Raw genomic sequence first — 22,705 nt, 5'->3', positions numbered from 1 at the left:
CAGTCGGATGCTTCGATGGATACGAAGCGCAGGCTGGCCGCTCTGGCGGCAGGCGCCATTGGTGTCGTGTTCGGCGACATCGGTACCAGTCCGCTTTATACGATGCACGAGGTGCTCGGCACGCACGGCATGAAAGTCACGCCCGAGACCGTGATGGGTGTGCTGTCGCTGGTGTTCTGGTCGCTGATCATCGTGGTGTCGCTCAAGTACGTGCTCTTCGTGATGCGCGCGGACAACAAGGGCGAGGGCGGCATCATGGCGCTGATGGCCCTGGCGCAGCGTTCGATGGGCAGTTCCGCGCGGGCGCGCTGGATACTGGCGGTATTCGGCATTTTCGGCGCCGCGCTGTTCTACGGCGACGGCGTGATTACGCCGGCCATGTCGGTGCTGGGTGCCGTCGAGGGTCTGGAAATCGCGGCCCCGGCGTTGACCGATTACGTGGTGCCGATCTGCCTGGTCATCATCGTTTTCCTGTTCGCCCTGCAACGCTATGGCTCGGCCAAGGTCGGTGCGATGTTCGCGCCCATCATGGGCATCTGGTTTGTCGTGGTGGCCTGGCTCGGTGTGCGCCAGTTGCTGGGCAATCCGCAGGTGCTCTATGCGGTCAATCCGATGTATGCCGTGCGCTTTATCGTGACGCATGAACTGCAGGCCTTCATCGCGCTCGGCGGCGTCGTGCTGGCGCTGACCGGCGCCGAGGCGCTTTACGCGGACATGGGTCATTTCGGCAAGCGACCGATTCGCCTGGCCTGGTCGTTCTTCGTATTGCCGGCGTTGTTGCTCAACTATTTTGGCCAGGGCGCGCTGCTGATCAGCAATCCCAAGGCGATCGACAATCCGTTCTACCTGATGGTGCCGGAAAACCTGCTCTATCCCATGATCGGCCTGGCCACCGCCGCCGCGGTAATCGCCTCGCAGGCGGTGATTTCCGGTGCGTTCTCGATGACCCGCGAAGCGATCTCGCTGGGTTACGCGCCGCGCATGCGCGTGGTGCACACCTCGCGCGAAATGTCCGGACAGATCTTCGTGCCCTGGATCAACGGACTGCTGCTGGTGTTGGTGCTGGCGGCGGTGATCGGTTTCCGCAGTTCGGCCAACCTGGGTGCCGCTTACGGTATCGCGGTGACCGGCACAATGACCATGACCACGCTGCTGGCGCTGGTCGTGGCACGCAAGCAGTGGAAGTGGAACTGGTTTGCGGTGATCGTCGCGGGCGCGTTCCTGTTGACGGTCGATCTCGCGTTCTTCGGCGCCAATGCGTTGAAGATCGCGCACGGTGGCTGGTTCCCGCTGGTGCTGGGTGTGGTGGTCTTTGTCATGATGACCACCTGGCGTCGTGGCCGCGAACTGGTGGTGCGCGAAATCAAGCAGTCCGGTCTGGCGCTTGAGCCGTTTATCGACAATATCCACGAGCATCCGCCGCTGCGTGTGCCGGGTACCGCGGTGTTCCTGACCGCCAACCTGGATGCGGTGCCACACGCCTTGTTGCATAACCTCAAGCACAACAAGGTGCTGCACGAGCGCAATGTGCTGCTGACGGTCGAGATGCTGGAAACGCCCGTGGCCGATTTCCAGGAGCGCATCGACATTCGCCATTTGAACGGCGAGTTCTATTGTCTGAGCCTGCGCTTCGGTTTTGCCGAAGACCCGAATATCCCGCTGGCCTTGACCCAGTGTTCGCGCGAAGGCCTGCCTTTCGACATGATGGATACCACGTTCTTCCTGTCGCGCGAAAACATCGTTGCGGACAAGCGCCGCCCAGGTATGGCGTTGTGGCGCGACAAGCTGTTCGCGTTCATGGCGCGCAATGCGATGCCGGCAACGGCGTTCTTCCAGATTCCCGGCAACCGGTTGATCGAGCTTGGGGCGCAGGTAGAGATTTAGTTTCCAGAAGGCTACTAAAGACCTCAGTCTTCATCGTCGCCCCGGCGAACGCCGGGGTCCAGCGTCTTCAGTGCGTTGAGCCAAAGGCGCTGGATGACCAGCTTCGCTGTTGTAAAGCGCCTCCGGCGTTCGCCGGGATGACGAGTAGGGGAGTTTTCTTAAAAGGCAGCGTTTTTTGTTTCCGCACCCCGGAGCGTCAGACACCTATAATGCCGGGCATGACCGATCACCCCCGCATTGTCACCAACGCCGCGCAGATGGACGACGAGGCCCTCGAGGCCAGTATCCGTCCCAAGCGGCTGGCCGAGTATCTAGGCCAGCAGGCGGTGCGCGAGCAGCTGTCGATCTATATCGAGGCGGCGAAAAAGCGCGGCGGTGCACTCGACCATGTGCTGATCTTCGGGCCGCCCGGCCTGGGCAAGACCACCTTGAGCCACGTGATCGCCAACGAGCTGGGCGTCAATGTCCGTTCCACCTCCGGGCCGGTACTGGAGCGGGCGGGAGACCTGGCTGCGCTGCTGACCAACCTCGAAGCGCACGATGTGTTGTTCGTCGACGAGATTCATCGCCTGTCGCCGGTGGTCGAAGAGGTGCTCTATCCGGCGATGGAAGACTTCCAGATCGACATCATGATCGGCGAAGGCCCGGCCGCGCGCTCGATCAAGCTCGACCTGCCACCGTTTACGTTGATCGGCGCCACCACCCGCGCCGGCTTGCTGACGGCGCCGCTGCGCGACCGCTTCGGCATCGTGCAGCGTTTGGAGTTCTATACGCCCGCGGAGCTCACCGCCATCGTGCGTCGTTCGGCACGCATCATGGGCATCGCCTGCGAGATCGACGGTGCGGAAGAAATCGCGCGGCGTTCGCGCGGCACGCCGCGTATCGCCAACCGGCTGCTGCGCCGCGTGCGCGACTATGCCGAGGTGCGCGCCAACGGCCAGATCACGCGCGAAGTGGCCAATGCCGCCATGAGCATGCTCAAGGTCGACGCCGAAGGTTTCGACGATCTGGACCGGCGCCTGCTTGCCACCATCATCGAGAACTTCGATGGCGGGCCGGTCGGGGTGGAATCCCTGGCCGCGGCGCTCAGCGAAGACCGCGGCACGCTCGAAGACGTGGTCGAACCCTATCTGATCCAGCAGGGATTCCTGGTCCGCAGTGCCCGTGGTCGCATGGCCAGTGCCAAGGCCTGGCGGCACCTGGGCCTGACACCGCCGCCGCGCCAGACCCCGGTGGCGGACCTGTTTTCCGGCGAGGGGGAAGGGTAGACGCCCCTTCCGCGTGGACGATGGGTGGCGATTTCACCCCGTCGCCACCCGATGCCCGTTACTCGTTCTTAGTATGCCTATGACCCCCACCGACACCCCTGCCGTCCTGTTCACCTGGCCTGTCCGCATCTACTGGGAAGATACCGACGCCGGTGGCGTGGTCTATCACGCCAGCTACCTGCGCTTCCTGGAGCGGGCCCGCACCGAGTGGCTCAGGAGCCTTGGCGTGCACCAGTCCGGGATCAAGGAGGAGGGTGGGCTGGTGTTCCTCGTGCGCGAGATGCAGCTGGATTTCCTCAAGGCGGCCCTGCTGGATGATGAACTGCAGGTGACGGTCGCAGTCAAAGAACGGCGCGCAGCCAGTATCCTTTTCGCCCAGAGCATTTACCGGGCCGGCGGCACCGAGCTGCTTCGTGCCACGGTCCGAATCGCCTGCGTCGATACCCGTCGCATGCGCCCGGTGCAAATTCCAGCTGGCCTTATCCCCGGCCTGTAAAAAAACTTTCAGTGACCTTTTGGCCTTAAGTGGCGGAGTACCCCCAGCAATGAACAGTGGATTGGACATTTTCAAGCTGATCGCGGAAGCGAGCATCCCTGTGAAGCTCGTGCTGCTCGTGCTGCTGGTGTTCTCATTCATGTCGTGGGTGATCATCGTCCGCAAATATTCGCAGCTCAAAGCGGCGAACGAGAATGCCGAGTCGTTCGAGGAGCGCTTCTGGTCGGGTGCCGATCTGGCCCAGTTGTTCCGCGAAGTGAGCAATCGCGGCGCCAGCAACGGTGGCCTGGAGAACGTCTTCGAATCGGGCTTCCGCGAATTCGCGCGCCAGCGCCAGCGTCGCGTGCACGACATGCGCGTGGTGATCGAAAGCTCCGAGCGTGCGATGCGCGTGGCCGGTACGCGCGAGATCGGTTCGCTGGAGCGCAATCTGGAGTTCCTTGCCAACGTCGGTTCGATCAGCCCGTACGTCGGCCTGTTCGGTACGGTGTGGGGCATCATGGGCGCGTTCCAGGGCCTGGGTGAAATGAAGGACGTCACCATCGCCGTGGTCGCTCCGCATATCTCCGAAGCCCTGATTGCTACCGCAATGGGCTTGTTCGCCGCGATCCCGGCGGTGTGGGCCTATAACCGCTTCGCCAACAAGGTCGAGCGCGTGGCGTCGCGCTACGAGGTGTTCCAGGAAGAGTTCTCCTCGGTGCTGCAGCGGCAGATCCAGACCGACGACCCCACGGCCTGAGCGAGGCTTGCATCATGCGTAATTCAGCGCGACACAAGCGCCTCAAGCTCAAATCCGAGATCAACGTCGTGCCCTATATCGACGTGATGCTGGTGCTGCTGATCATCTTCATGGTCACCACGCCGATGCTCAATTCCAATGTCGACGTGAACCTGCCACAGGCCAACGCCAAGTCGCTGCAGGACAAGAAGGACCCGGTGATCGTGTCGGTCGGCCAGGACGGCAAGCTGTTCCTGACGCTCGGCACGGCCAAGAAAGAGCCGATCGACGAGGAAGGCCTCAAGGTCAAGGTTGGTGCCTTCGTCAAGCAGAATCCGGACGTCAGCGTGCTGGTGGCGGGTGATCGCGACGGCAAGTACGACGGGGTCTACCAGATCCTGACCGATTTGCAGCAGGCCGGTGTAGCCAAGGTCGGCTTGATGAGCCAGCCTGATGCGGGCGGGAAGAATGGCGCGAAATAGTCCCGACACCCATCGCAAGGGCACGCCCCTCGCGGTCGTCGTTTCGGCCATCCTGCATCTTGGCATCGTGGGGTTTCTGTTCCTCGCGACCTTGTCGTGCTCGACGTTCGAGAGCGCGTTTGCCGTGCTGCATCTGCCCGACTCGTGGAATCCGATCACCTGCGCCAAGCCGCTGCAGCTGCCGGGCGAGCCGATCGAGGCCGTGCTGATCGGGCCGACCGGTGCGCCGCCGCCGAAGTCGCAAAACGTCAAGCCGGTACCCAATACCACGCCGCCGCCACCGACCGTGCCGCCCCCGCCGACTCCGCCGCCGCCCAAGCCGACGCCGCAGCCTTTGCCGCCGCCGCCCGAGCATCCTGATACGAAGGATCAGGAGCGGGTGGTGCAGGACGCTGCGCAAAAGGCCGAGGACGCCAAGCGTGAGCAGGAAGAGAAGCAGCGCCAACGTCAGTCGGAGCTGGATGCCGAGGCGGCCAAGAAGAAGGCCGAAGAGCAGAAGAAGGTCGATGATCTCTTCGCCAAGCTCGATGCTGCCCAGAATCAGAGCAAGAAGGCCGACGACAAGGCAAAACAGGCCAAGCAGCAGCTCGCCGACCTGAAAAACGCCAAAGACAATGGCTTGCCCGACCAGCCCTTTGCCCCGGATCGGCAGACCGGCACCAACGGCAATGACAACAGCCTGCTGGCCCAATACCAGGCGGCGATTCAGAACGCGGTCACGCAGAACTGGCTACGCCCGGATAACATGCCGAACACCGCGTGCATCGTACATATCGTGCAATTGCCCGGGGGCGACGTCATGAGCGCCAAGGTCGACTCGAGTTGTCCTTATGACGATGCCGGCAAGCGTTCGATCGAAAACGCCGTGCTGCGCGCTCAGCCGTTGCCCTACAAGGGCTTCGAGAAAGTGTTCCAACGTGAAGTCACTTTCACCTTCAGGCCGCAATGATCGACCGTATCCGCCACCCCAGGATGCTGCACATGCCCCCGCTGCCCCGTAACGGGGTGGCGAAAGCGCGTTCCAGCGTCAACTCGATTTCACCTCCAGGCCGCAATAATCCAAGCCTATGCGCAAACTAAGCTCACGTTTTGCTCTCCTTCTGCTGGTCGTGGCCGCGCTTGTCGCCGGTCCCGCGGCAGCCCAGTCGCTCAACGTCGATATCGTCGGTGGCCTGAAAACCGCCACGCCGATCGCGGTCGTGCCATTCGCCCAGGCGGGCGGGGCGCCCCTGCCGACCGACGTTGCCGACGTCATCCGCAACGACTTCAACCGCTCGGGCAAATTCCGCTCGCTGGCCAAGAGCGAGATCGTCGAGTTCCCGTCCAAGGGGGCCGACATCAAGTTCGCCACCTGGCGCCTGCTCAAGCAGGACTTCATCACCATCGGCCGCATCAGCGACGCCGGTGGCGGCATGCTGCGGGTGGAATACGAGCTGTGGGACGTCAACAAGCAGCAAAGCCTGCTGGCGCAGGCGTTCACCGCGCCGGCCGGTGACCTGCGTGGCGTCGCGCACCAGATTGCCGACCAGATCTACGAAAAGATCACCGGCGTACGCGGCGCGTTCTGGACGCGCATCGCCTACATCACCGCCGTGGGCCTGGGCAACAACACCACCTATTCGCTGATCGTGGCCGATTCGGATGGCTACAATCCGCAGGTTGTTGCGCGCTCGCGCGAGTCGCTGCTGTCGCCGTCATGGTCGCCGGATGGCCGCAAGATCGCCTATGTCTCCTTCGAAAGCGGCAACTCGGCGATCTACGTGCAGGACATCACCACCGGTTCGCGCCAGCTGATTTCGGCCCATCCCAAGGGCATCAACGGTGCGCCGGCCTGGTCGCCCGATGGCAGCAAGCTGGCCATCTCACTGTCCTATGTGGGCAACCCGGAAATCTTCGTGCTCGACGTGGCCAGCCGCTCGGAAACGCGCCTGACCAACAATCTTGCGATCGATACCGAGCCGGTATGGTCGCCGGACGGCCAGAGCATCTATTTCACCTCGGACCGCTCCGGCCGCCCGCAGATCTACCAGATGTCGGCCTCCGGCGGTAACCAGGAGCGGGTCAGTTTCCAGGGCCAGAACAATGCCAATGCCTCGGTAAGTTATGACGGCAAGCAGCTTGCGATGGTGCAGGGCAACGGGAACGTGTATCGTATTGTCATTATGGACCGCAGTCTGGGTGGGCAGGTGCGACCCATCTCGCCGGGACCGATCGACGAGTCCCCGAGCTTCGCCCCCAATGCCAGCATGCTGCTGTATGCCGCTACCGAAGGACGCCGTGGTGTTCTGTATGCCGTCTCCAACGACGGGCAGGTTCGCCAGCGCCTCGTACTATCCGATGGCGACGTGCGCGAGCCGTCGTGGGGACCGTATCGGCAGCGTTGATGGTCCGATGGATTTCGCCAGGACGCCCGTAAGGCGTCCTGGTTTGGGTGAGCCGGGTGAAGCCTGCGAGGGCGACCAGGCTTTCACGGTTGTCAATGGCGGCTCGCGCTGCCATTGGTAAGGCCTGCGGCTGCAAGACAGCGCACCGCAGGCTACAAAGTGTCAAAATAACAGCCGGTCCACCGGCGATACGCTGTCCCGTAACCGCAATCGTCATTGACTGTCGGAACTCAAACCCGTTTGAAGGAACGTCCACCATGAATAAGACCGTTCGCGTCGCCCTGGTCGCCCTGCTCTGTGTTGGCGCGGCCGCCTGCCAGAAGAAGCAGGAAGTTAAGCCTCAGACCACGCAAGACCAAGCCCAGACCATGCCGCAGAGCCAGCCGGAATCGGGCAAGTTTGGTCCCGATGATCTGGACACCAACGCATGCCTGCGTCAGCGCGTTGTGTACTTCGATTTCGACAAGACCGAAATCAAGCCGGAATTCCAGCAGATCATGGCGTGCCACGCCAAGTACCTGCAGGACCGTCCGATGGCTAACATCCGTCTCGAAGGCAACACCGACGAGCGTGGCACGCGTGAGTACAACCTCGGCCTCGGCGAGCGCCGCGGCAACGCCGTGTCCAGCGCGCTGCAGGCTGCCGGTGGTTCGGCCAGCCAGCTCAACGTGATCAGCTACGGCAAAGAAAAGCCGGTGTGCCGTGAGCACAACGAAGACTGCTGGGGCAAGAACCGTCGCGTCGAGATCGTCTACACGGCGAAGTAATGAACAAGCAACTGGCTACTAGCTTTACGGCCAGGCTCGGCATGGCGGGTGCGTTAGCATCCGCCATGCTTTTTGCTTTGCCGGCACAAGCACAGGATTCCCGTTTGAGTCTGGCCGACCGTGTCGCCCGTCTCGAACAGCAGGCGCAGAACCAGGACCAGGGCGGTATCGGCATGGTCAACCAGGTCCAGCAGTTGCAGCAGCAGGTGCAGCAGTTGCAGGGCCAGATCGAGGAGCTTCAGCACCAGGTGCAGGAAGCCCAGGACAAGAACAAGGCGCAATACGTCGATCTCGATTCGCGACTGGGCCGTCTTGAAAAAGGTGGCAGTCCTGCCGCCGCCAACAACCCGCCGCCTGCAACGGATACGCCGCCAGCTGCCGACAACGGCAAGCCTCAGGGCGGCGTGCAGGTGAGTGCCTCGCGGCCGGCTGCGGCATCCAGCAATGGCGGCAACGCCAACCCCGCAGGTGCACAAGCTGCTTACGACGCTGCCTTCGGCGCGATTCGTGGCGGCGACTACGTCAAGGCGTCGCGCGGTTTTCGCGACTTCCTGCAGCAGTATCCGGACAGTAATCTCGCCCCCAACGCTTATTACTGGTTGGGCGAGTCGTATTACGCCACGTCCAATTACCCGGTGGCGCTCGAAGCTTTCCAGCGGCTGGTCTCGCGCTATCCGCAAAGCGACAAAGCGCCCGATGGGCTGCTGAAAGTGGCCTATACCCAGATCGAACTCAAGCAGAACGATGCCGCCAAGGCCACGCTCAAGTCCGTTCCTGTGAAGTATCCGGGTTCCAAGGCCGCGGGCCTGGCCCAGGATCGTCTGCGCCGGCTGCAAGTGCAGTCGGCCAACTGAGGCCGCGCAGTGAACGTGCATGATGCGAGCGTGGAGCAGCCCACGTCGACGCCGGCCCTGGCCGAACGCCTGCGCATCACCGAGATCTTTCATTCGGTTCAAGGCGAAGCCGATGCCATCGGTTGGCGCACCGTCTTCGTTCGGTTGACCGGCTGTCCGCTGCGCTGTGTCTGGTGCGACACCGAATATTCGTTCTACGGCGGTGATTGGCGTGGCATCGACGACATTCTCGTCGAGGTCGCCTCGCACGAAGTGAAGCATGTCTGCGTCACCGGTGGCGAGCCGTTGGCGCAGAAGCGCTGCCAGATCCTGCTGACCCGCCTTTGCGATGCCGGTTACGACGTCTCCTTGGAAACCTCGGGTGCGCTGGATGTGTCGGGCGTCGATCCACGCGTGCGCAAGGTGATGGACCTGAAGGCACCCGATTCGGGCGAGAGCGCGCGCAATCTTTGGTCGAATATCGAGCACCTGCTGCCGCACGACCAGGTCAAGATCGTGATCGCCAGTCGCGCCGATTACGAATGGGCGCGCGGCAAAGTCGCCGAGCTCGGCCTGGCGCGCCGCTGCATGGTGCTGTTCTCGCCGGTACACGGCGCAGTGCAGCCGCGTGAACTGGCCGAGTGGATCATCGAAGACAAACTGCCGGTACGTTTCCAGATGCAACTGCATAAGCTGCTTTGGAACGATGAGCCGGGACACTGAAGAGCGGTAAGACCGGCCGCTGCGCGGCCTGAAAACGGTAAATGGTCAACAGGAAAGCGTTGCCATTCCGCAGGCTCTTCTCATTGACTGTTTACTATTTACAGGCCGCGCAGCGGCCGACTTCACGATCAAGACCATGACTACATCCGAACGCAAAAAAGCCGTCATCCTCGTTTCCGGCGGCATGGACTCCGCTGTCACCATCGCCATCGCGCGCGAGCAGGGCTACGACGTGTATGCGTTGAGCGTGGCGTACGGGCAACGTCATAGCGCGGAGCTGGAAGCCTCCGAGCGCGTGTCGCGCCTGTTGGGCGCGGTGGCGCACAAGACGGTGACGGTGGATCTGCGCTCGATCGGCGGTTCGGCGCTTACCGCCGACATCGATGTGCCGCTGGATACCGATCAGCAGGCCGATGCCGCAACGATTCCGGTGACCTACGTCCCGGCGCGTAACACCATCATGCTGTCGATCGCGCTGGGTTGGGCCGAGGTACTCGGTTCGAGCGATATCTGGTGCGGCGTCAACGCGGTGGACTATTCCGGCTATCCCGACTGCCGCCCCGCCTTTATCGAAGCCTTCGAGCAGCTCGCCAATGTGGCGACCAAGGCGGGCGTCGAGGGTGCCGGCATCCGCATCCATGCGCCGCTGATGAAGATGAGCAAGGCCGATATCGCGCGCGAAGGCGCACGCCTGGGCATCGACTTTGCCCAGACCGTCAGTTGCTATAAGGCCGACGCCCAGGGCCGCGCCTGCGGCCATTGCGACGCTTGCCGGCTGCGTGCCCAGGGCTTCCGCGATGCCGGGCTGCCCGACCCGACGCGCTACGTCTAAGCCCTGGTCCGCCTTGGAGCTTGTGCCAAAGCGGCATAGCCCATAAAATTGCGGGCTCACTACGTTCCGGGCCGTTAGCTCAGTTGGTAGAGCAGCGGACTTTTAATCCGTTGGTCGATGGTTCGAATCCATCACGGCCCACCAATAAGAAATCGGCGACTTAAACTCATTCCGAGTTTCCTGCAGGTCGCCTGTATTTAGCCCTGGCTTCGTCAGGGCTTCTCGATTCCGACCGCTTCCACGCTGCAAGCGCCGCCAACTCGATTGGCGGTGCTCGACAGGGATGCCTCCACGTCGGCGAGAGTATCGCGCTCGATTTGCGCAGGCTATTGAGTCATTCCCGCTGGCTGGGCGCTTCACTTGGTGCGTAACCGACATGCGCCCTGGATGCACGGCGAGACGCTGTGTCCAAGGCATGGCCAACGCGCTACGCCGCTCCGATAACTTTCATTCCGCCGTTACGCAGCAGATCGGCTGCAATGGGCAAGCGCCATTGCGGAGCTGCTTCGCAAGGATACGCATGCCCGGATTCCAGGGCATGAAATCAGGGTTCGACAACATGGCCAGACATTGCCTCGACTCCTAACATTTGCATCACCCCGTCGGCACGGGGCCAGCTATTTGAAGCAATTATGCCGCTGTCACTCGCTATTTCTGCTCTCTATGCATCGACTTTCGGATTTTCTGCAATGGCTGCGGGAAAACGGCAAGGGCGACAAAGAGGGTGGCAGCCATACCGGTGCTTCGCGAAACCAAACATCCCTGATGTGATCTGGAGAATCCTTATGAACAACCTTCATTTCGTTCCTGTCGCCGAATCGACCGGCCATGCTGCCCAAATCTTCGCAGCGATCAAGGCCGCTGTAGGCATGGTGCCCAATGCCTATGTGGGTATCGGCAGCAATAGCCCGCACGCACTGGAAGCGGCGCTCAATCTCGATGCCGCACTCAAGAAGAGCAGCTTGATCGGTCGTGAGGTAGAGGCGGTCAAGCTCGTCGTGAGCGACGTCGCCGACTGCGAATACTGCCTGGCCGCCCACACGATGATTGGGAAGATGCAAGGTCTCGATGCCGCTGAGATATCGGCGCTGCGGCGCGGGCAAGCAACCGGGGATGCCAGGCTCGATGCGCTGGCGTCTTTCACGCGGGCACTTGTCGAGACTCGCGGCACCGTCCCCGCCGGCGTACTCGGAAACATTCGCAGCGCCGGTTACACCGATGCGCAGCTCGTCGAGGTGATGCTCGCCGTCACGAGCATCACCTTCACCAACCTCTTCAATCGCGTCAACGGCACTCCACTTGATTTTCCGCCAGCGAGCTGGGCGGGCGCAGTGAGAGCAGCGGGCGAGCCATCGCCATGCCAACAGCGAGCACTCTGAAAACGTAAAACCCCATCGAAAGGAACATACCCGTGAATATTGAACATGCTTTAACCACAACGATCGACATAAACGGAACTCCGTTTGCCTACCGGGAAGCCGGCATCAAGGGAGGTGTGCCGATCATCCTTCTTCACCATCTGACAGCCGTACTCGACGACTGGGATCCGGCTGTCGTCAATGGCCTGGCAGCCAATCATCACGTTATTGCGTTCGATAATCGTGGCGTGGGCCGGTCCGGCGGCACGACACCCACGTCGGTCGAAGAGATGGCGCGCGATGCGATTGCCTTCATTCGCGCGTTCGGCCTGAGCAAGGTGGATCTGCTCGGCTTCTCGTTGGGCGGCTTCATCGCTCAAGTGATCGCGCAGGAGGAGCCTGACCTCGTTCGTAAGCTCATCATCGCCGGATCCGGTCCTGCGGGTGGTGAAGGTATCTCGAACATGGGTGCGGTCTTGCAAGATGGCGTGGCAAAGGCCGCCGCCTCGGGTAAACATCCGAAGCACTTCCTGTTCTTCACGCAAACCGACCATGGTCAAGCCGCGGCCAATGCGTTCCTCGCTCGCTTGGGTATGCGCACGGAAGATCGGGATGCCGCGATAAGCAACGAAAGCATTCATGCTCAGCTGACGGCCATTTATGCCTGGGGACAAGGCGACCCGTCCAAGCTGAGTGGAATCCATCATCCCGTTCTCGTTGCCAACGGCGACGATGACGTGATGGCGCCGACGATCAATTCATTCGAGTTGGCGCGCCGGCTCCCCAATGCGCAGCTCAGCATTTATCCGGATGCCAGCCACGGCGGAATTTTCCAGTATCACGCCGTTTTTCTTCAGCAGGCTCTCGACTTCCTTGACTGACGGATTGGCCGAGACGGTAACCTGATCACCGTCTCGGCCGATCGCGGCGCCGTGCGCACCCCAGTGCGGTCCGTGAAAGACCAAGGTTTTGGCGTGTGCTGCGTCACGCAGCTATGGATCGTTTTTGTACCGTCATCAGCTCGCGTGCCGCCAGGCCTCGGGCATGGCTTCATGCTCCTGATGATTGTGCCCGGCGACGGTCGATCTGGGCACCTCGAACCAGAAGGTGCTGCCGCGGCCCGGTTCGGAGCGCAGGCCGATATGGGTCTGCAGAATCTGCGCGAGGCGTTCAGCGATGGAAAGGCCCAGGCCATAGCCTTCGTGAGCGTCACCTTCGTCGCCATCCAGGCGGACGAATTCTTCGAAGATGCGTTGGTGCTCGGCGGCGGCAATGCCGGGGCCGTTGTCGCGTACCTCGATACGGATGTTTTCGCCACGACGACGTGCCGCGACGAGGACGCGGCCGTTCGGTGCGTTTGCCAATGCGTTGTTGACCAACTGTTGCAGCAGGCGGGCACAGAGTTCGGCGTCGGCATGCAGGCGATGGTGGCTGCCTCGCCAGACGAGGATGACGTGCTGTCTCGAGGCCGTTTCGCTGAGGCTCTGGCGGTCGTGCATGAACAGTTCTGCGGCGGCGAACGGCACTGGCTTGCTGCTCACCACGCCGGCATCGAGCCGCGAGATTTCCAGCAGCGCGTCGAGCAGGCGCGTCATCGAACCGATGCTGTTGCGCATCTGCCCGAGTACCGATTGTTGTTCTTTGTCGCTGCCCAGGTGCAGGAAAGCGGCAAACAGTTGCAGGGCTTGCAGCGGTTGGCGGAAGTGATGGCCGACCAGTGCGACAAAATGCGATTTGCTACGTGCCAGGGCCTGCGCCTCACGTTGTTGACGGACCGCCTGCAGGGAGCTGCTACGGCGGATGGCGACCAGATCGCGGCGCTGCGTAGTCAGCGCACTGTCGATTCGGGTCAATGATGCATGCAGGCGTTCGAGTTCGTTGCCGGACATCTGCTCGGCAGCGGCCCGTTCGTCGCGACGTGGCAGCAGGTCGTCCAGCGCATGCTGCAGACGATCGAGCGGATCGACGATACGTCGCCGCAACGACCAGCGGGCCAGCCAGGCCAGCACGGCGATACCGATGGCGCACAGCAGGCCGCCGGCACCGGTCAACCATTGCGCACGTCGCAATGGCCAGGGATCGACCTGCATCGTGATGGTGGCCACTGCCTGCAACGGCGGTGTGGGCAGCGCGCGTGCGTAAATCTGCAAGCTCTGCGCGTCGCTCTCACCCGCGCCATACAGTCGACCGTCGGCGAGTCGCAGTTCGAGGTAACGGATGCTTTCAGATGCGCCGTCGCGTAAGCCGTTATCCAGGATGTGCTGCGGGGGCGCACTTTCCCAGGCAAGCGCCGAGCTGAGGCGTTCGAGTTGCAGACTGATGCCGCTGCGTTGCCGTTCGGCAAGCAGGGAGGCGCGTTGCACGGTCAATGCTGCGGTCAGTACCAGAGCGGCGAGGGCACAGGGCAGAATGGCATCGATCAGCAAGCGCGGCAGCAGTCCGTCCGGCGAGCGCTTCATGATTCCGCCTTTTCGCGGTTGTGTGGAATAGTTCGGCCCATACCGACCCGCGACGCCTTGGCGAGATGTCTTAAGAAGCGCTGCATGGCATCGGAGTCTGTACGAGTAGGAAAGCCGGAGGCAGGGCAATCGTTTGCCCAAGCTTCACTCTAGAGAAGTGTGAAGGGCTATTCGATACACAGTTCGTACTATTCTGCGGCGGCCTATGGCGAATGGCATAGGTCGCTCTTTTGTGCTGAAAGTTGCCTGCGGCGGTTTCTTTGCCGCCGACGGAGGGCTGTCGGATAGCTTAAGGTGTGCCGTCGGTATGTGCGGCCAGATTCAGCGGGCGATTGCTCTTCAACTGGTTGATCAGCAGCTCGTGCGCCGCTTCGATCTTCTGCAGTCGCGCTTTCATCGCATCGCTGTTGACCCATTGCGCGCTCAGGGCGCGTCGCTGGTCCAGCGTGTAATCGATATCGGCAAATGCCGTGAGTACATCGTTGCCGGCGGGGCGGAAGCCGCTGATATCGTGGATGAGCTGCAGCTTGGCCACTTCTTGTGGGGCATTGCGCCCCTTTCCGTAGCTGATCAGGAATTGCGTCACGCGGTCGCGTAAATCGGCAGGCAGATCGGTGCGCACGATAATCACGGCGTGCGGAATCAGCGACGATTTCCATATCACGCGCAGGCGCGCGTACTGGTCGGGAAAGTGTTTGGCGAAGCGTTCGAGGTCGGCGGTGTTGTTGGTCGCCAGATCGGCCTCGCCGTTGACCACGGCCAAGGCGTTGTTCTGATGGTTGTCGATCAGGACGTTGGAAAAAAACGTATCCGAATCGAGCTTGCGGCTGGCAAAGAGCTGTGTCTCCGGTACCAGGTAACCCGACACCGACAGGGCTTCGCCACGCGCATAGCGCCAATGGCCCGGCTTGGAAAAGATGTCGTCGAGTTTATGGATCGGGGAGTCTTTCTCCACGATCAGGACGGAGTAGTAGCCGAGCGTTCCGTCGCCGCGGGTCAACTGGGCCACAACCTGCATGCGATCCTGCGTCACCGCCTGCAAGGCCAGCCGGCCGGAGACGAAGGCGTAGTCGATGCGCTGTTCGGTCAGTGCCTGGGCAAGGCCCTCATAGGTGCTGACCGATACGCTGCGGATCGGTCGCTGCAAGGCATGGCTCATGTCGTCGAGCATGGGCCGCCACGCCTCCAGCGATTCGGAGGGGCCGCCCATGGGCAGCACACCGAAGGTCAGGGGCTGTGGCGTCTTGTCCGCGGCTCTGGCCGGCGCGACGGAAAGGCATAGCAGGATGAGCAACAGGCAGGCCAGCCACGCCGCCCTGGGCGAGCCCGGATAAGCCCCTGCGTTGATGCGTTCGTTGCGCAACGTGTTCGACTCCCCTGCAATCCTTGGGCGCTGTCGTGGCTATACATTCCTGCCGTCGACGGAGCATACGCCGCCGCGGCGCCACTTGGGTGACAAACCGTTTGCAACGAAAGGCTAGGGTCCTGCCAACCGACGGGACGCTACCACCGCCTCGACCCGGTTGCGCACGTTCAAGGCACGGAAAATCGCCGCCAGGTGAATCTTCACGGTGCCTTCGCTGATGCCCAGGTCGCGTGCGATCACCTTGTTCGGCTTGCCTTGCGAGAGCAGCCAAAGCACGTCGATCTGGCGGTCGGTCAGCAGCTGGCGCAGGCGCTCTTCCAGGCTGGCCGCATCACTCTGCGGCGAGACGACCGGTGGCGGCTGGGCCACTTCGCCGGATTCGTCCAGCATCATCGGCGGCACATAGACGCCGCCGGAGAGCACCAGCCTCACCGCCGACAGCATCACATCCGGAGAGTACGCCTTGGGAATAAAGCCTTGCACGCCGATGGAGAGCAGGTCTTTCATCAGCGAAGGGTCTTCCGACCCGGACAGCACGATCACCGGTACGCCGGGCAGGCTTTCGATGGTCTCGGCCAGATGGGCATGGCCGTGCGACCCCGGCATGGCCAGGTCGACGATCGCCAGTGCGGGCGCGGGTTCGTTGTGCAGAGCCTCGCGCAGTTCCTTCACGTCCTTGGCGATCGAGAACTCAGTATCGGGCCCAAGCTCGGCTAGCTTGAGCTTGACCCCTTCGACAATCAGTCGATGGTCATCGGCAATCAGTATCCGCATGTCGTCCCCCGCAGCCCGCCACGGTTAACAACCCGTCCGGCCACCCGCGCAACATAGCCTTACCGAACGATGTCAGCAAGCTGCATGAACATGGGCAAATGGCCTAGCTATCGACCATTTGGCCTAGGGAATCCAAACGTTCGGTTCCACTTGTCGCTGCGAATTTGCCAGCGGAGCCGGGTTATGGGGCATGCGCGTCGATCAGGCTGTCAAATGGCTCTGCGTGCGCGACATGGCCATTGCTTCGCGCAGTTGCTCGGGCGAGACGGGTTTGTAAAGCACGGGAATCTTCGCCGCCATGATCTCGCGCAACCGGTCGCTGCGGGTTTCACCGGTGATCAACAGGCGTGCAAAGGCCGTTGGCGTGTCATGACCGTAGTGGCGATCGAGTGCGGCCAGTACGTCCAGCCCGCTTTCTCCCTCGCGCAGGCGCAGGTCGGAAATCACCAGGTCCGGCGGGGTAGACCAGGTGTCGGCGACTTCCAGCGCCTGGGTCCGGTCTTCGGCGACCACGACGTCGCAACCCCAACTGCGCAGCAGATAGCGGATACCGGAGAGAATCGCCGGTTCGTCGTCGATGACCAGCACGCGCATGCCCGATACATCCTGCAGGTGTTCTTCGATCAGTGGATGAAAGGTTTGATGCGCCGGTGCGCTGGGCAACTGAAAGCTGAAAACGCTGCCGCGATTGACCCGCGACTTGAGCGTGACCTGGGTGTCCAGCAGTTCGGCCAGGCGCTGCACGGTCGCCAGGCCAAGGCCGAGGCCGCGACGCGGTCCACTATCGTGCTCACCCAGGCCGTGCATGTCGATGCGGTAGAACTCGTCGAAAACGCGCACCTGGTGTTCCTCGGCAATGCCGCTACCGGTGTCCCATACGTCGATACGTATCGTGCCATCGAGTTGCTTTCGTGCTCCCACAAGCACGCCGCCCTGGCCGGTATAGCGCAAGGCATTGCTGACCAGGTTGTTGAGGATGCGCGCGAGCATCGTGCGATCCGTGCGCACCCACAATGGCGTGGCGCGCATGACCAGGCGCAGCTCGTGTTGCTCGGCAATCAGGCGGAAGTTTCGGCTGACCTCTTCGAACACGTGATCGAGCGGAAACTCGGTGATCTCAAGCTGCATCGCTCCGGTTTCCAGGCGCGACAGATCGAGCAATTCGCTGAACAGGTGATCGAGCGCTTCGACACATTCCTGGATATGCGCAATGCGATCCAGGCGTACCGGATCGCGTTCGTCCACGGCCAGCGAGGACGAGAACAGCGTCAATGCATACAGGGGTTGGCGCAGATCATGCGAAGCGGCGGCCAGAAAGCGTGCCTTGGCTACGCTGGCAGCTTCGAGCGCGGCATTCTTGCGCGCCAGCTCCAGGGTGGCGTGCTCGATTTCCTGTTCCATCCCGCGTTGGACGTCGAACAAGGCGGCGGCGGCGCTGTTGAAGCCGTGCTGCAGTTCGCCGATCTCGGTGCTGTCGGTCACTTCGACTTCCACCCGCCGATCGCCGCGGCCCAGCTGATGTACCGCCGCAGCCAGCCGGCGCAGCGGTGCACTGATCCAGCGGGCCGCCTGCCAGCCCAGAATGCCCGCGACGAGCAGGCTGAGCACCAGTGCGATCAGGGCGTTGCGCAGGCTGGATCGTTGCGCGGCAATGGCTTCGTTGAGGCTGACATCGACCAGCACCGAACCGATTACCGGATGATCCGGTAGCGCACCATCGACAACCGTGCGCACGACGGTGAGGGTTTCATTGCGTACACGGTCTTCACGCCCCAAGGCGTCGGCAACAATCTCGCCGTCGGCTGCGCGAATCTGCACATGTGCGACATGCGGCAGTTCGGCGATCGATTGGGCGATCCGCGCCAGCTCCCGTCGCTGCATCTGGCGTAGCGGGTCGGCGCAAACGGAAGCGGTCTGGATGGCGATCGTGTCAGCGGTGCTTTGCGCCATGCTGCGCAGCGACGCGAGCTGGTGGCGGGTGAGCATCGTGACCAGGAACACGGCCGTGACCAGGGTCGGGACGAGCGCAACGAACGCCAGCCGCTGCATCAGCGACGTGCGCCGCCATAGACGACCGATCCAGGTGTCCTGACCTGTGCTCACTGCCGTTTCCCCGTGTCGGCTTCTGGGGCCGAGACTAGCGCGAAATCATGGGAGCAGGGGTGGTTTTTTGGATAGTGGCCGTCGGTAATAGAACGGCTATGGCGTGAGTCTTTACGAATGGTCCGCCATTCGTTCGCTGCGCAGAGGGCTTACTCTGCAGGGGGCAACTGCGCGCGTTGGCGGCGCGAGCGCGTAAGGCGCTCTACCAGCAGCGGGAGTAGCGCCAGCAACGCGATACCACCCAGTGGCCATAGCACTTCGTGCCGCAATAGCAGGGCAGGGCCCAGCTTCGCGCTGTGGCTCAATGCGGTGCCAAGCCCCGCGCCCACCGAGGTCTCGAATACCAGCATGACCGTGCCACCCAGAAAGGTGGCGCCGATAAACAGCCATAGCGGACAACGCAGCCAGGCCAGGCTGATCGTCACCAGGCCAAAGGGTACGACCGGTACGAAGCGCAGGAACATCGTGTAGCTGACCGGATGATGCGCGAATCCGTGCTGCAGTTTTTCCACGATCGCGGGCGGATGCTTGGCTCCGGCGCCGAACGCATAGCGGCTGGCAAGGAAAAGGATCAGCGAGCCCAGGGTGACGCCCACCGAGGAGTACAAGGTGCCCTCGACCACGCCGAACGCAAAGCCGCCTGCAAAGATCACGATGATGGTGCCGGGGATGCCGGTGGACATTGCCAGGGTCAGCAGCCCGATATAGACAATGCGGCTAAGCCAGGGAGCGGCAGCGATGTCGCTGCGCAGCTGTTGTTGATGGGCGACCAGTTGCTCCGGGTGCAGCCGGTCCAGGATGCCCGAGCCGAACAACACAATGCCGGCCAGCACCAGCAGGATCAGCGGCAGCGCGGCGCGCAGGCGACTCAATACTTCGGTCCGGTCTGGCCGTACTCGGCCAATACAGCGCGTGCCTCATCACGCAGGATGTCGCGTCGCACCGCAATGCCGCGCCGTTCGAGTTCGCCGATCCAATCGGCCGGCAACGGGCCTTCGTCGAATTCGGTCAGTTCCTCGACGTCTTCGGCACGCGCACCGATCAGCAGTTCGTCGACACCGGCCCATACAGTTGCGCCGAAGCATTGGCAGCACGGTTGAGAACTGGTCGCCAGCGTGTAGCGGCCGCCTTGCTCGTTGAGCCGGTGCGTCGACAGGCGCTGCTGGGCGGCCATGTAGGCGAGTATTTCCGCATGCGCGATCGAGCAGCTCTGTGGCACCACGCGATTGGCCGCCGCCGCGATCAGGCGGCCTTGGTCGTCGAATACGGCCGCGCCGAAGGGGCCGCCGGTGCCATGCGCGATGTTGCGCCGGGACAGCTCGATCGCCAGCGCGACGCGTTCCTCGTCGCTATGGTAGCGACGCTTTTCGTCGGCCACTTCTTCGAGCCACGGCGGCAGGGTCAGGTGTACCTGGATCGGTAGCATCGTTTTCAACCCGACTGTTTTGCCCAGGTATCGCGCAGGGTAACAGCGCGATTGAACACCGGTGCGTCCGTGCGATGGTCGATGCGATCGGCGACGAAGTAACCCAGGCGTTCGAACTGGAAGCGCTGCTCCGGTAGCGCCTGCGCCGCGGCCGGTTCGACCCAGCCGCGTACGAGCCGCTTGGCATCCGGATTGATATGCTCGATCCAGCTCTTGCCGTCGCTTTCGTCATCGGGCGCGGACACGTTGAACAAGCGGTCGTACAGGCGGACTTCAGCGGCCACGCCGTGGCGCGCACTCACCCAATGGATCGTACCCTTGACCTTGCGGTCCGCGCCCGGCATGCCCGAGCGCGATTCCGGGTCGAGCGTGCAGCGCAGCTCGATCACGTTGCCGTCCGCGTCCTTGACCAGCTCGTCGCACTTGACGATGCCGACGCCGCGCAGGCGTACTTCGCCCTCCGGCTTCAGACGATGGAAACCCTTGGGGGGCACCTCGGCGAAATCCTCACGCTCGATCCACAACTCGCGCGCAAAAGGCACCTGGCGCGCGCCGAAGCTCTCGTCTTTGGGGTGATTGGAGAACAGCAGCGTCTCTTCGTGGTCTTCGGGCAGGTTGGTAAGGGTGAGCTTGAGCGGATCGAGCACGGCCATGCGGCGCGGTGCGTGCGCGTCGAGATCTTCGCGTACGCAATTTTCGAAGATCGCGTAATCGATCACGCTGTTCTGCTTGCTGATCCCCAGGCGCTCGATCAACAGGCGAATCGCTGCCGGGGTAAAGCCGCGGCGGCGCAGGCCGCGCAGCGTATTCATGCGCGGATCGTCCCAGCCGTCGACCAGCTTTTCGCTGACCAACTGCGCGAGCTTGCGCTTGCTGGTGATGGAGTAGCTCAGATTGAGGCGCGAGAATTCGATCTGGCGCGGTTTGGCCGGTTCGGTCTGAAACCCGGCATCGTGCAGGTGCTGCCACAGCTCCGGATGATTGACCAGGTCGACCTTGTCGACGAACCAGTCGTACAGCGGGCGGTGATCCTCGAACTCCAGTGTGCACAGCGAATGCGTAATGCCTTCCAGTGCATCGGACAGGCAGTGCGCGTAGTCGTACATCGGGTAGATCGGCCACGCGTTGCCGGTGTTCTGGTGCTCGACCTTGCGGATGCGGTAGATCGCCGGGTCGCGCATGTTCATATTGCCCGAGCTCATGTCGATCTTGGCGCGCAGCGTCTTGCTGCTGTCGGCGAACTCGCCCGCGCGCATGCGACGGAACAGGTCGAGGTTCTCCTCCACCGGGCGATCGCGAAACGGTGAGTTGCGACCCGGCTCGGTCAGCGTGCCGCGATAGGCGCGCATGTCATCGGGGTTGAGGTCGTCCACATAGGCCTGGCCGTCCTGGATCAGCTTGAGCGCGCCGCGATAGAAAACCTCGAAATAATCCGAGGCATGGCGCAGGTCGTGCCACTCGTAGCCCAGCCAGCGCACGTCGTCCTTGATGCCCTCGACGAACTCGGGGTCTTCCTTGCCCGGATTGGTGTCGTCCAGGCGCAGATTGCACCAGCCGATGAACTCGGCGGCGATACCGAAGTTCAGGCAGATCGCCTTGGCGTGGCCGATATGCAAATAGCCATTGGGCTCGGGCGGAAAACGCGTCCGGATGGCGTGATGCTTTCCGCTGGCCAGGTCGTCGCGAATGATCTGGCGAATGAAGTCGCGCGGCTGACCCTCGCCCGAGGGCGCGGCGGAGGTGGCGGGCGGGTTGGCCAGGGGAGATTCGGTCGACATCACTGTGAAAACTCGGGACGCGTAGCGGAAACGGATGATTCTACTAGTTCTGGCGGATTTGACGATCCGCCGCCGAAAACCTGCTTTGTGGCCGGCGGGCTTGCTCCGGCCCGTGGCGACGGGTAGCTTGCAGCCATGCGCATTGCCTATCGAGCCGAAAACCTGATCGACGCCCACCTGGTCAAGGATGCGCTCGAGCGTGCCGAGATTCCGGCGTTTATCAGTGGCGAGTACCTGACTGGCGCGGTTGGCCAGCTCCCCGCCATGGACTATGTGGCGGTCATGGTGGCCGAAGACAATCTGGCCGCCGCCGAAGGGGTGGTGCGCGAGGTCCAGTCGCAGCTTGCCGAGGCGCGCGAAGTGCTGGCATCGATGGATCCGGACGCGGACCTGGATGGGTCGTTCGCCAGCGCCTGCTGAGCCCGGTTGGCTGGGGCTGGATTGATCATGGATGTAATCTCAGGGGCATGAACAAGCCCATCTCTCCGATCGAATCCCTGATCCGCGCCGTGCCGGATTTTCCCAAACCCGGCGTGACCTTTCGCGATATCACCCCCTTGCTGGCCGACGCCGGCGGCTTTGCCCGCTGCATCGACGCGATGGCCGAGCCCTGGCAAGGCAGCGAAATCCAGGCGGTTTGCGGGATCGAGTCGCGTGGTTTCATTTTCGGGGCGGCATTGGCGCAGAAGCTCCACGCCGGTTTCGTGCCCTTGCGCAAGCCCAACAAGCTGCCGCCGCCGGTCGTCGAGGTGGAGTACCAGCTCGAATACGGCGTCGATCGCCTGCAGGCACGTAACGATGCGCTACGTCCCAACGAAAGGGTATTACTGGTCGATGATGTGCTGGCAACCGGAGGCACCCTGGCCGCTGCGCGGACACTGGTCGAGAAGCTTGGCGGTACCGTTTGCGGCGCTGCCCTGGTGATCGAACTGACTGCGTTGCAGGGACGCACGCGATGGCGGGACGACGTGCCGCTGCACGCCTTGTTGCGTTATTGAATTTCACGTCGACCGGTACCAGATATCCGCTACTTTCCCCGAACCTTTTAGGAGGC

General features: G+C 62.5%; 22 protein-coding genes and 1 tRNA gene. 16 read left to right on the top strand and 7 right to left on the bottom strand.

Going from position 1 to position 22,705, the window contains the following annotated elements; translation table 11 throughout:
* Positions 1-15: 15 nt before the first annotated feature.
* From ACZ6WW_RS07215 to ACZ6WW_RS07150, 14 genes are all read left to right on the top strand, one after another.
* Entirely contained in the window at positions 16-1,884 is a 1,869-nt protein-coding gene (locus tag ACZ6WW_RS07215) for a potassium transporter Kup (protein WP_465273608.1), read from the top strand.
* A 218-nt stretch (positions 1,885-2,102) separates the two neighbouring features.
* Positions 2,103-3,152: a Holliday junction branch migration DNA helicase RuvB gene (ruvB, locus tag ACZ6WW_RS07210; RefSeq protein ID WP_281850199.1), complete on the top strand. Its 1,050-nt coding sequence runs from the start codon at positions 2,103-2,105 to the stop codon at positions 3,150-3,152.
* A gap of 79 nt (positions 3,153-3,231) precedes the next feature.
* Positions 3,232-3,648, top strand: coding sequence for a tol-pal system-associated acyl-CoA thioesterase (gene ybgC / locus ACZ6WW_RS07205; protein ID WP_465273607.1), 417 nt, complete (start codon positions 3,232-3,234; stop codon positions 3,646-3,648).
* Positions 3,649-3,697: 49 nt separating this feature from the next.
* A complete protein-coding gene (gene tolQ, locus ACZ6WW_RS07200; protein ID WP_281850197.1) occupies positions 3,698-4,387 on the top strand; it encodes a protein TolQ in 690 nt (229 codons plus the stop codon).
* Positions 4,388-4,401: 14 nt separating this feature from the next.
* Positions 4,402-4,848 carry a protein TolR gene (gene tolR / locus ACZ6WW_RS07195; protein WP_281850196.1) on the top strand — a complete coding sequence of 149 codons (447 nt, stop codon included), beginning with the start codon at positions 4,402-4,404 and terminating at the stop codon, positions 4,846-4,848.
* Positions 4,835-5,797: a cell envelope integrity protein TolA gene (gene tolA / locus ACZ6WW_RS07190; RefSeq protein ID WP_465273606.1), complete on the top strand. Its 963-nt coding sequence runs from the start codon at positions 4,835-4,837 to the stop codon at positions 5,795-5,797. The genes tolR and tolA overlap by 14 nt, the downstream gene beginning before the upstream one ends.
* A gap of 118 nt (positions 5,798-5,915) precedes the next feature.
* Entirely contained in the window at positions 5,916-7,232 is a 1,317-nt protein-coding gene (tolB, locus tag ACZ6WW_RS07185; protein WP_465273605.1) for a Tol-Pal system beta propeller repeat protein TolB, read from the top strand.
* A gap of 257 nt (positions 7,233-7,489) precedes the next feature.
* Positions 7,490-7,999 (top strand): peptidoglycan-associated lipoprotein Pal, encoded by a 510-nt coding sequence (gene pal, locus ACZ6WW_RS07180; protein ID WP_465273604.1) that lies wholly within the window; start codon positions 7,490-7,492, stop codon positions 7,997-7,999.
* Positions 7,999-8,853 carry a tol-pal system protein YbgF gene (ybgF, locus tag ACZ6WW_RS07175; protein ID WP_465273603.1) on the top strand — a complete coding sequence of 285 codons (855 nt, stop codon included), beginning with the start codon at positions 7,999-8,001 and terminating at the stop codon, positions 8,851-8,853. The genes pal and ybgF overlap by 1 nt, the downstream gene beginning before the upstream one ends.
* A 9-nt stretch (positions 8,854-8,862) precedes the next feature.
* Complete coding sequence (gene queE, locus ACZ6WW_RS07170; RefSeq protein WP_465273602.1) at positions 8,863-9,555, top strand: 7-carboxy-7-deazaguanine synthase QueE; 693 nt, start codon at positions 8,863-8,865, stop codon at positions 9,553-9,555.
* A 136-nt stretch (positions 9,556-9,691) separates the two neighbouring features.
* Positions 9,692-10,387 (top strand): 7-cyano-7-deazaguanine synthase QueC, encoded by a 696-nt coding sequence (gene queC / locus ACZ6WW_RS07165; RefSeq protein WP_465273601.1) that lies wholly within the window; start codon positions 9,692-9,694, stop codon positions 10,385-10,387.
* Between the two features lie 68 nt (positions 10,388-10,455).
* A tRNA-Lys gene (locus tag ACZ6WW_RS07160) sits at positions 10,456-10,531 on the top strand.
* A gap of 488 nt (positions 10,532-11,019) precedes the next feature.
* The gene (locus ACZ6WW_RS07155) at positions 11,020-11,766 is read left to right on the top strand and encodes a carboxymuconolactone decarboxylase family protein (RefSeq protein WP_465273600.1); all 747 of its coding nucleotides are present in this window, start codon (positions 11,020-11,022) and stop codon (positions 11,764-11,766) included.
* Between the two features lie 32 nt (positions 11,767-11,798).
* Complete coding sequence (locus tag ACZ6WW_RS07150; protein ID WP_465273599.1) at positions 11,799-12,626, top strand: alpha/beta fold hydrolase; 828 nt, start codon at positions 11,799-11,801, stop codon at positions 12,624-12,626.
* A gap of 135 nt (positions 12,627-12,761) precedes the next feature.
* Here the strand turns inward: ACZ6WW_RS07150 and ACZ6WW_RS07145 are convergent, their stop codons facing one another.
* From ACZ6WW_RS07145 to ACZ6WW_RS07115, 7 genes are all read right to left on the bottom strand, one after another.
* Positions 12,762-14,204 (bottom strand): sensor histidine kinase, encoded by a 1,443-nt coding sequence (locus ACZ6WW_RS07145; protein ID WP_465273598.1) that lies wholly within the window; start codon positions 14,202-14,204, stop codon positions 12,762-12,764.
* Between the two features lie 289 nt (positions 14,205-14,493).
* Positions 14,494-15,567 carry a phosphate/phosphite/phosphonate ABC transporter substrate-binding protein gene (phnD, locus tag ACZ6WW_RS07140; protein ID WP_465273597.1) on the bottom strand — a complete coding sequence of 358 codons (1,074 nt, stop codon included), beginning with the start codon at positions 15,565-15,567 and terminating at the stop codon, positions 14,494-14,496.
* Positions 15,568-15,681: 114 nt separating this feature from the next.
* Positions 15,682-16,344, bottom strand: a complete 663-nt coding sequence (locus ACZ6WW_RS07135) for a LuxR C-terminal-related transcriptional regulator (RefSeq protein WP_281850185.1) — start codon at positions 16,342-16,344, stop codon at positions 15,682-15,684.
* 201 nt (positions 16,345-16,545) lie between these two features.
* The gene (locus tag ACZ6WW_RS07130; protein WP_465273596.1) at positions 16,546-18,447 is read right to left on the bottom strand and encodes an ATP-binding response regulator; all 1,902 of its coding nucleotides are present in this window, start codon (positions 18,445-18,447) and stop codon (positions 16,546-16,548) included.
* A gap of 149 nt (positions 18,448-18,596) precedes the next feature.
* A complete protein-coding gene (locus ACZ6WW_RS07125; protein WP_281850182.1) occupies positions 18,597-19,319 on the bottom strand; it encodes a TVP38/TMEM64 family protein in 723 nt (240 codons plus the stop codon).
* Positions 19,316-19,873 carry a nucleoside deaminase gene (locus ACZ6WW_RS07120; RefSeq protein ID WP_465273595.1) on the bottom strand — a complete coding sequence of 186 codons (558 nt, stop codon included), beginning with the start codon at positions 19,871-19,873 and terminating at the stop codon, positions 19,316-19,318. Before ACZ6WW_RS07120 ends, ACZ6WW_RS07125 begins: the two co-directional genes overlap by 4 nt.
* A gap of 5 nt (positions 19,874-19,878) precedes the next feature.
* Positions 19,879-21,651, bottom strand: coding sequence for a glutamine--tRNA ligase/YqeY domain fusion protein (locus ACZ6WW_RS07115; RefSeq protein WP_465273594.1), 1,773 nt, complete (start codon positions 21,649-21,651; stop codon positions 19,879-19,881).
* Positions 21,652-21,786: 135 nt separating this feature from the next.
* On the opposite strand from ACZ6WW_RS07115, the gene ACZ6WW_RS07110 reads away from it, so the two are divergent.
* On the top strand, positions 21,787-22,071 hold the full coding sequence (locus tag ACZ6WW_RS07110; protein ID WP_465273593.1) for a putative signal transducing protein: 285 nt from the start codon (positions 21,787-21,789) through the stop codon (positions 22,069-22,071).
* Between the two features lie 47 nt (positions 22,072-22,118).
* Positions 22,119-22,649 (top strand): adenine phosphoribosyltransferase, encoded by a 531-nt coding sequence (locus ACZ6WW_RS07105; protein ID WP_465273592.1) that lies wholly within the window; start codon positions 22,119-22,121, stop codon positions 22,647-22,649.
* Positions 22,650-22,705: the final 56 nt, after the last annotated feature.

It is taken from the genome of Dyella sp. NPDC103356 (genome assembly GCF_055584465.1).
Note: the sequence above shows the minus strand (reverse complement) of the source record. Positions and strands in the feature narration are given on the sequence as shown.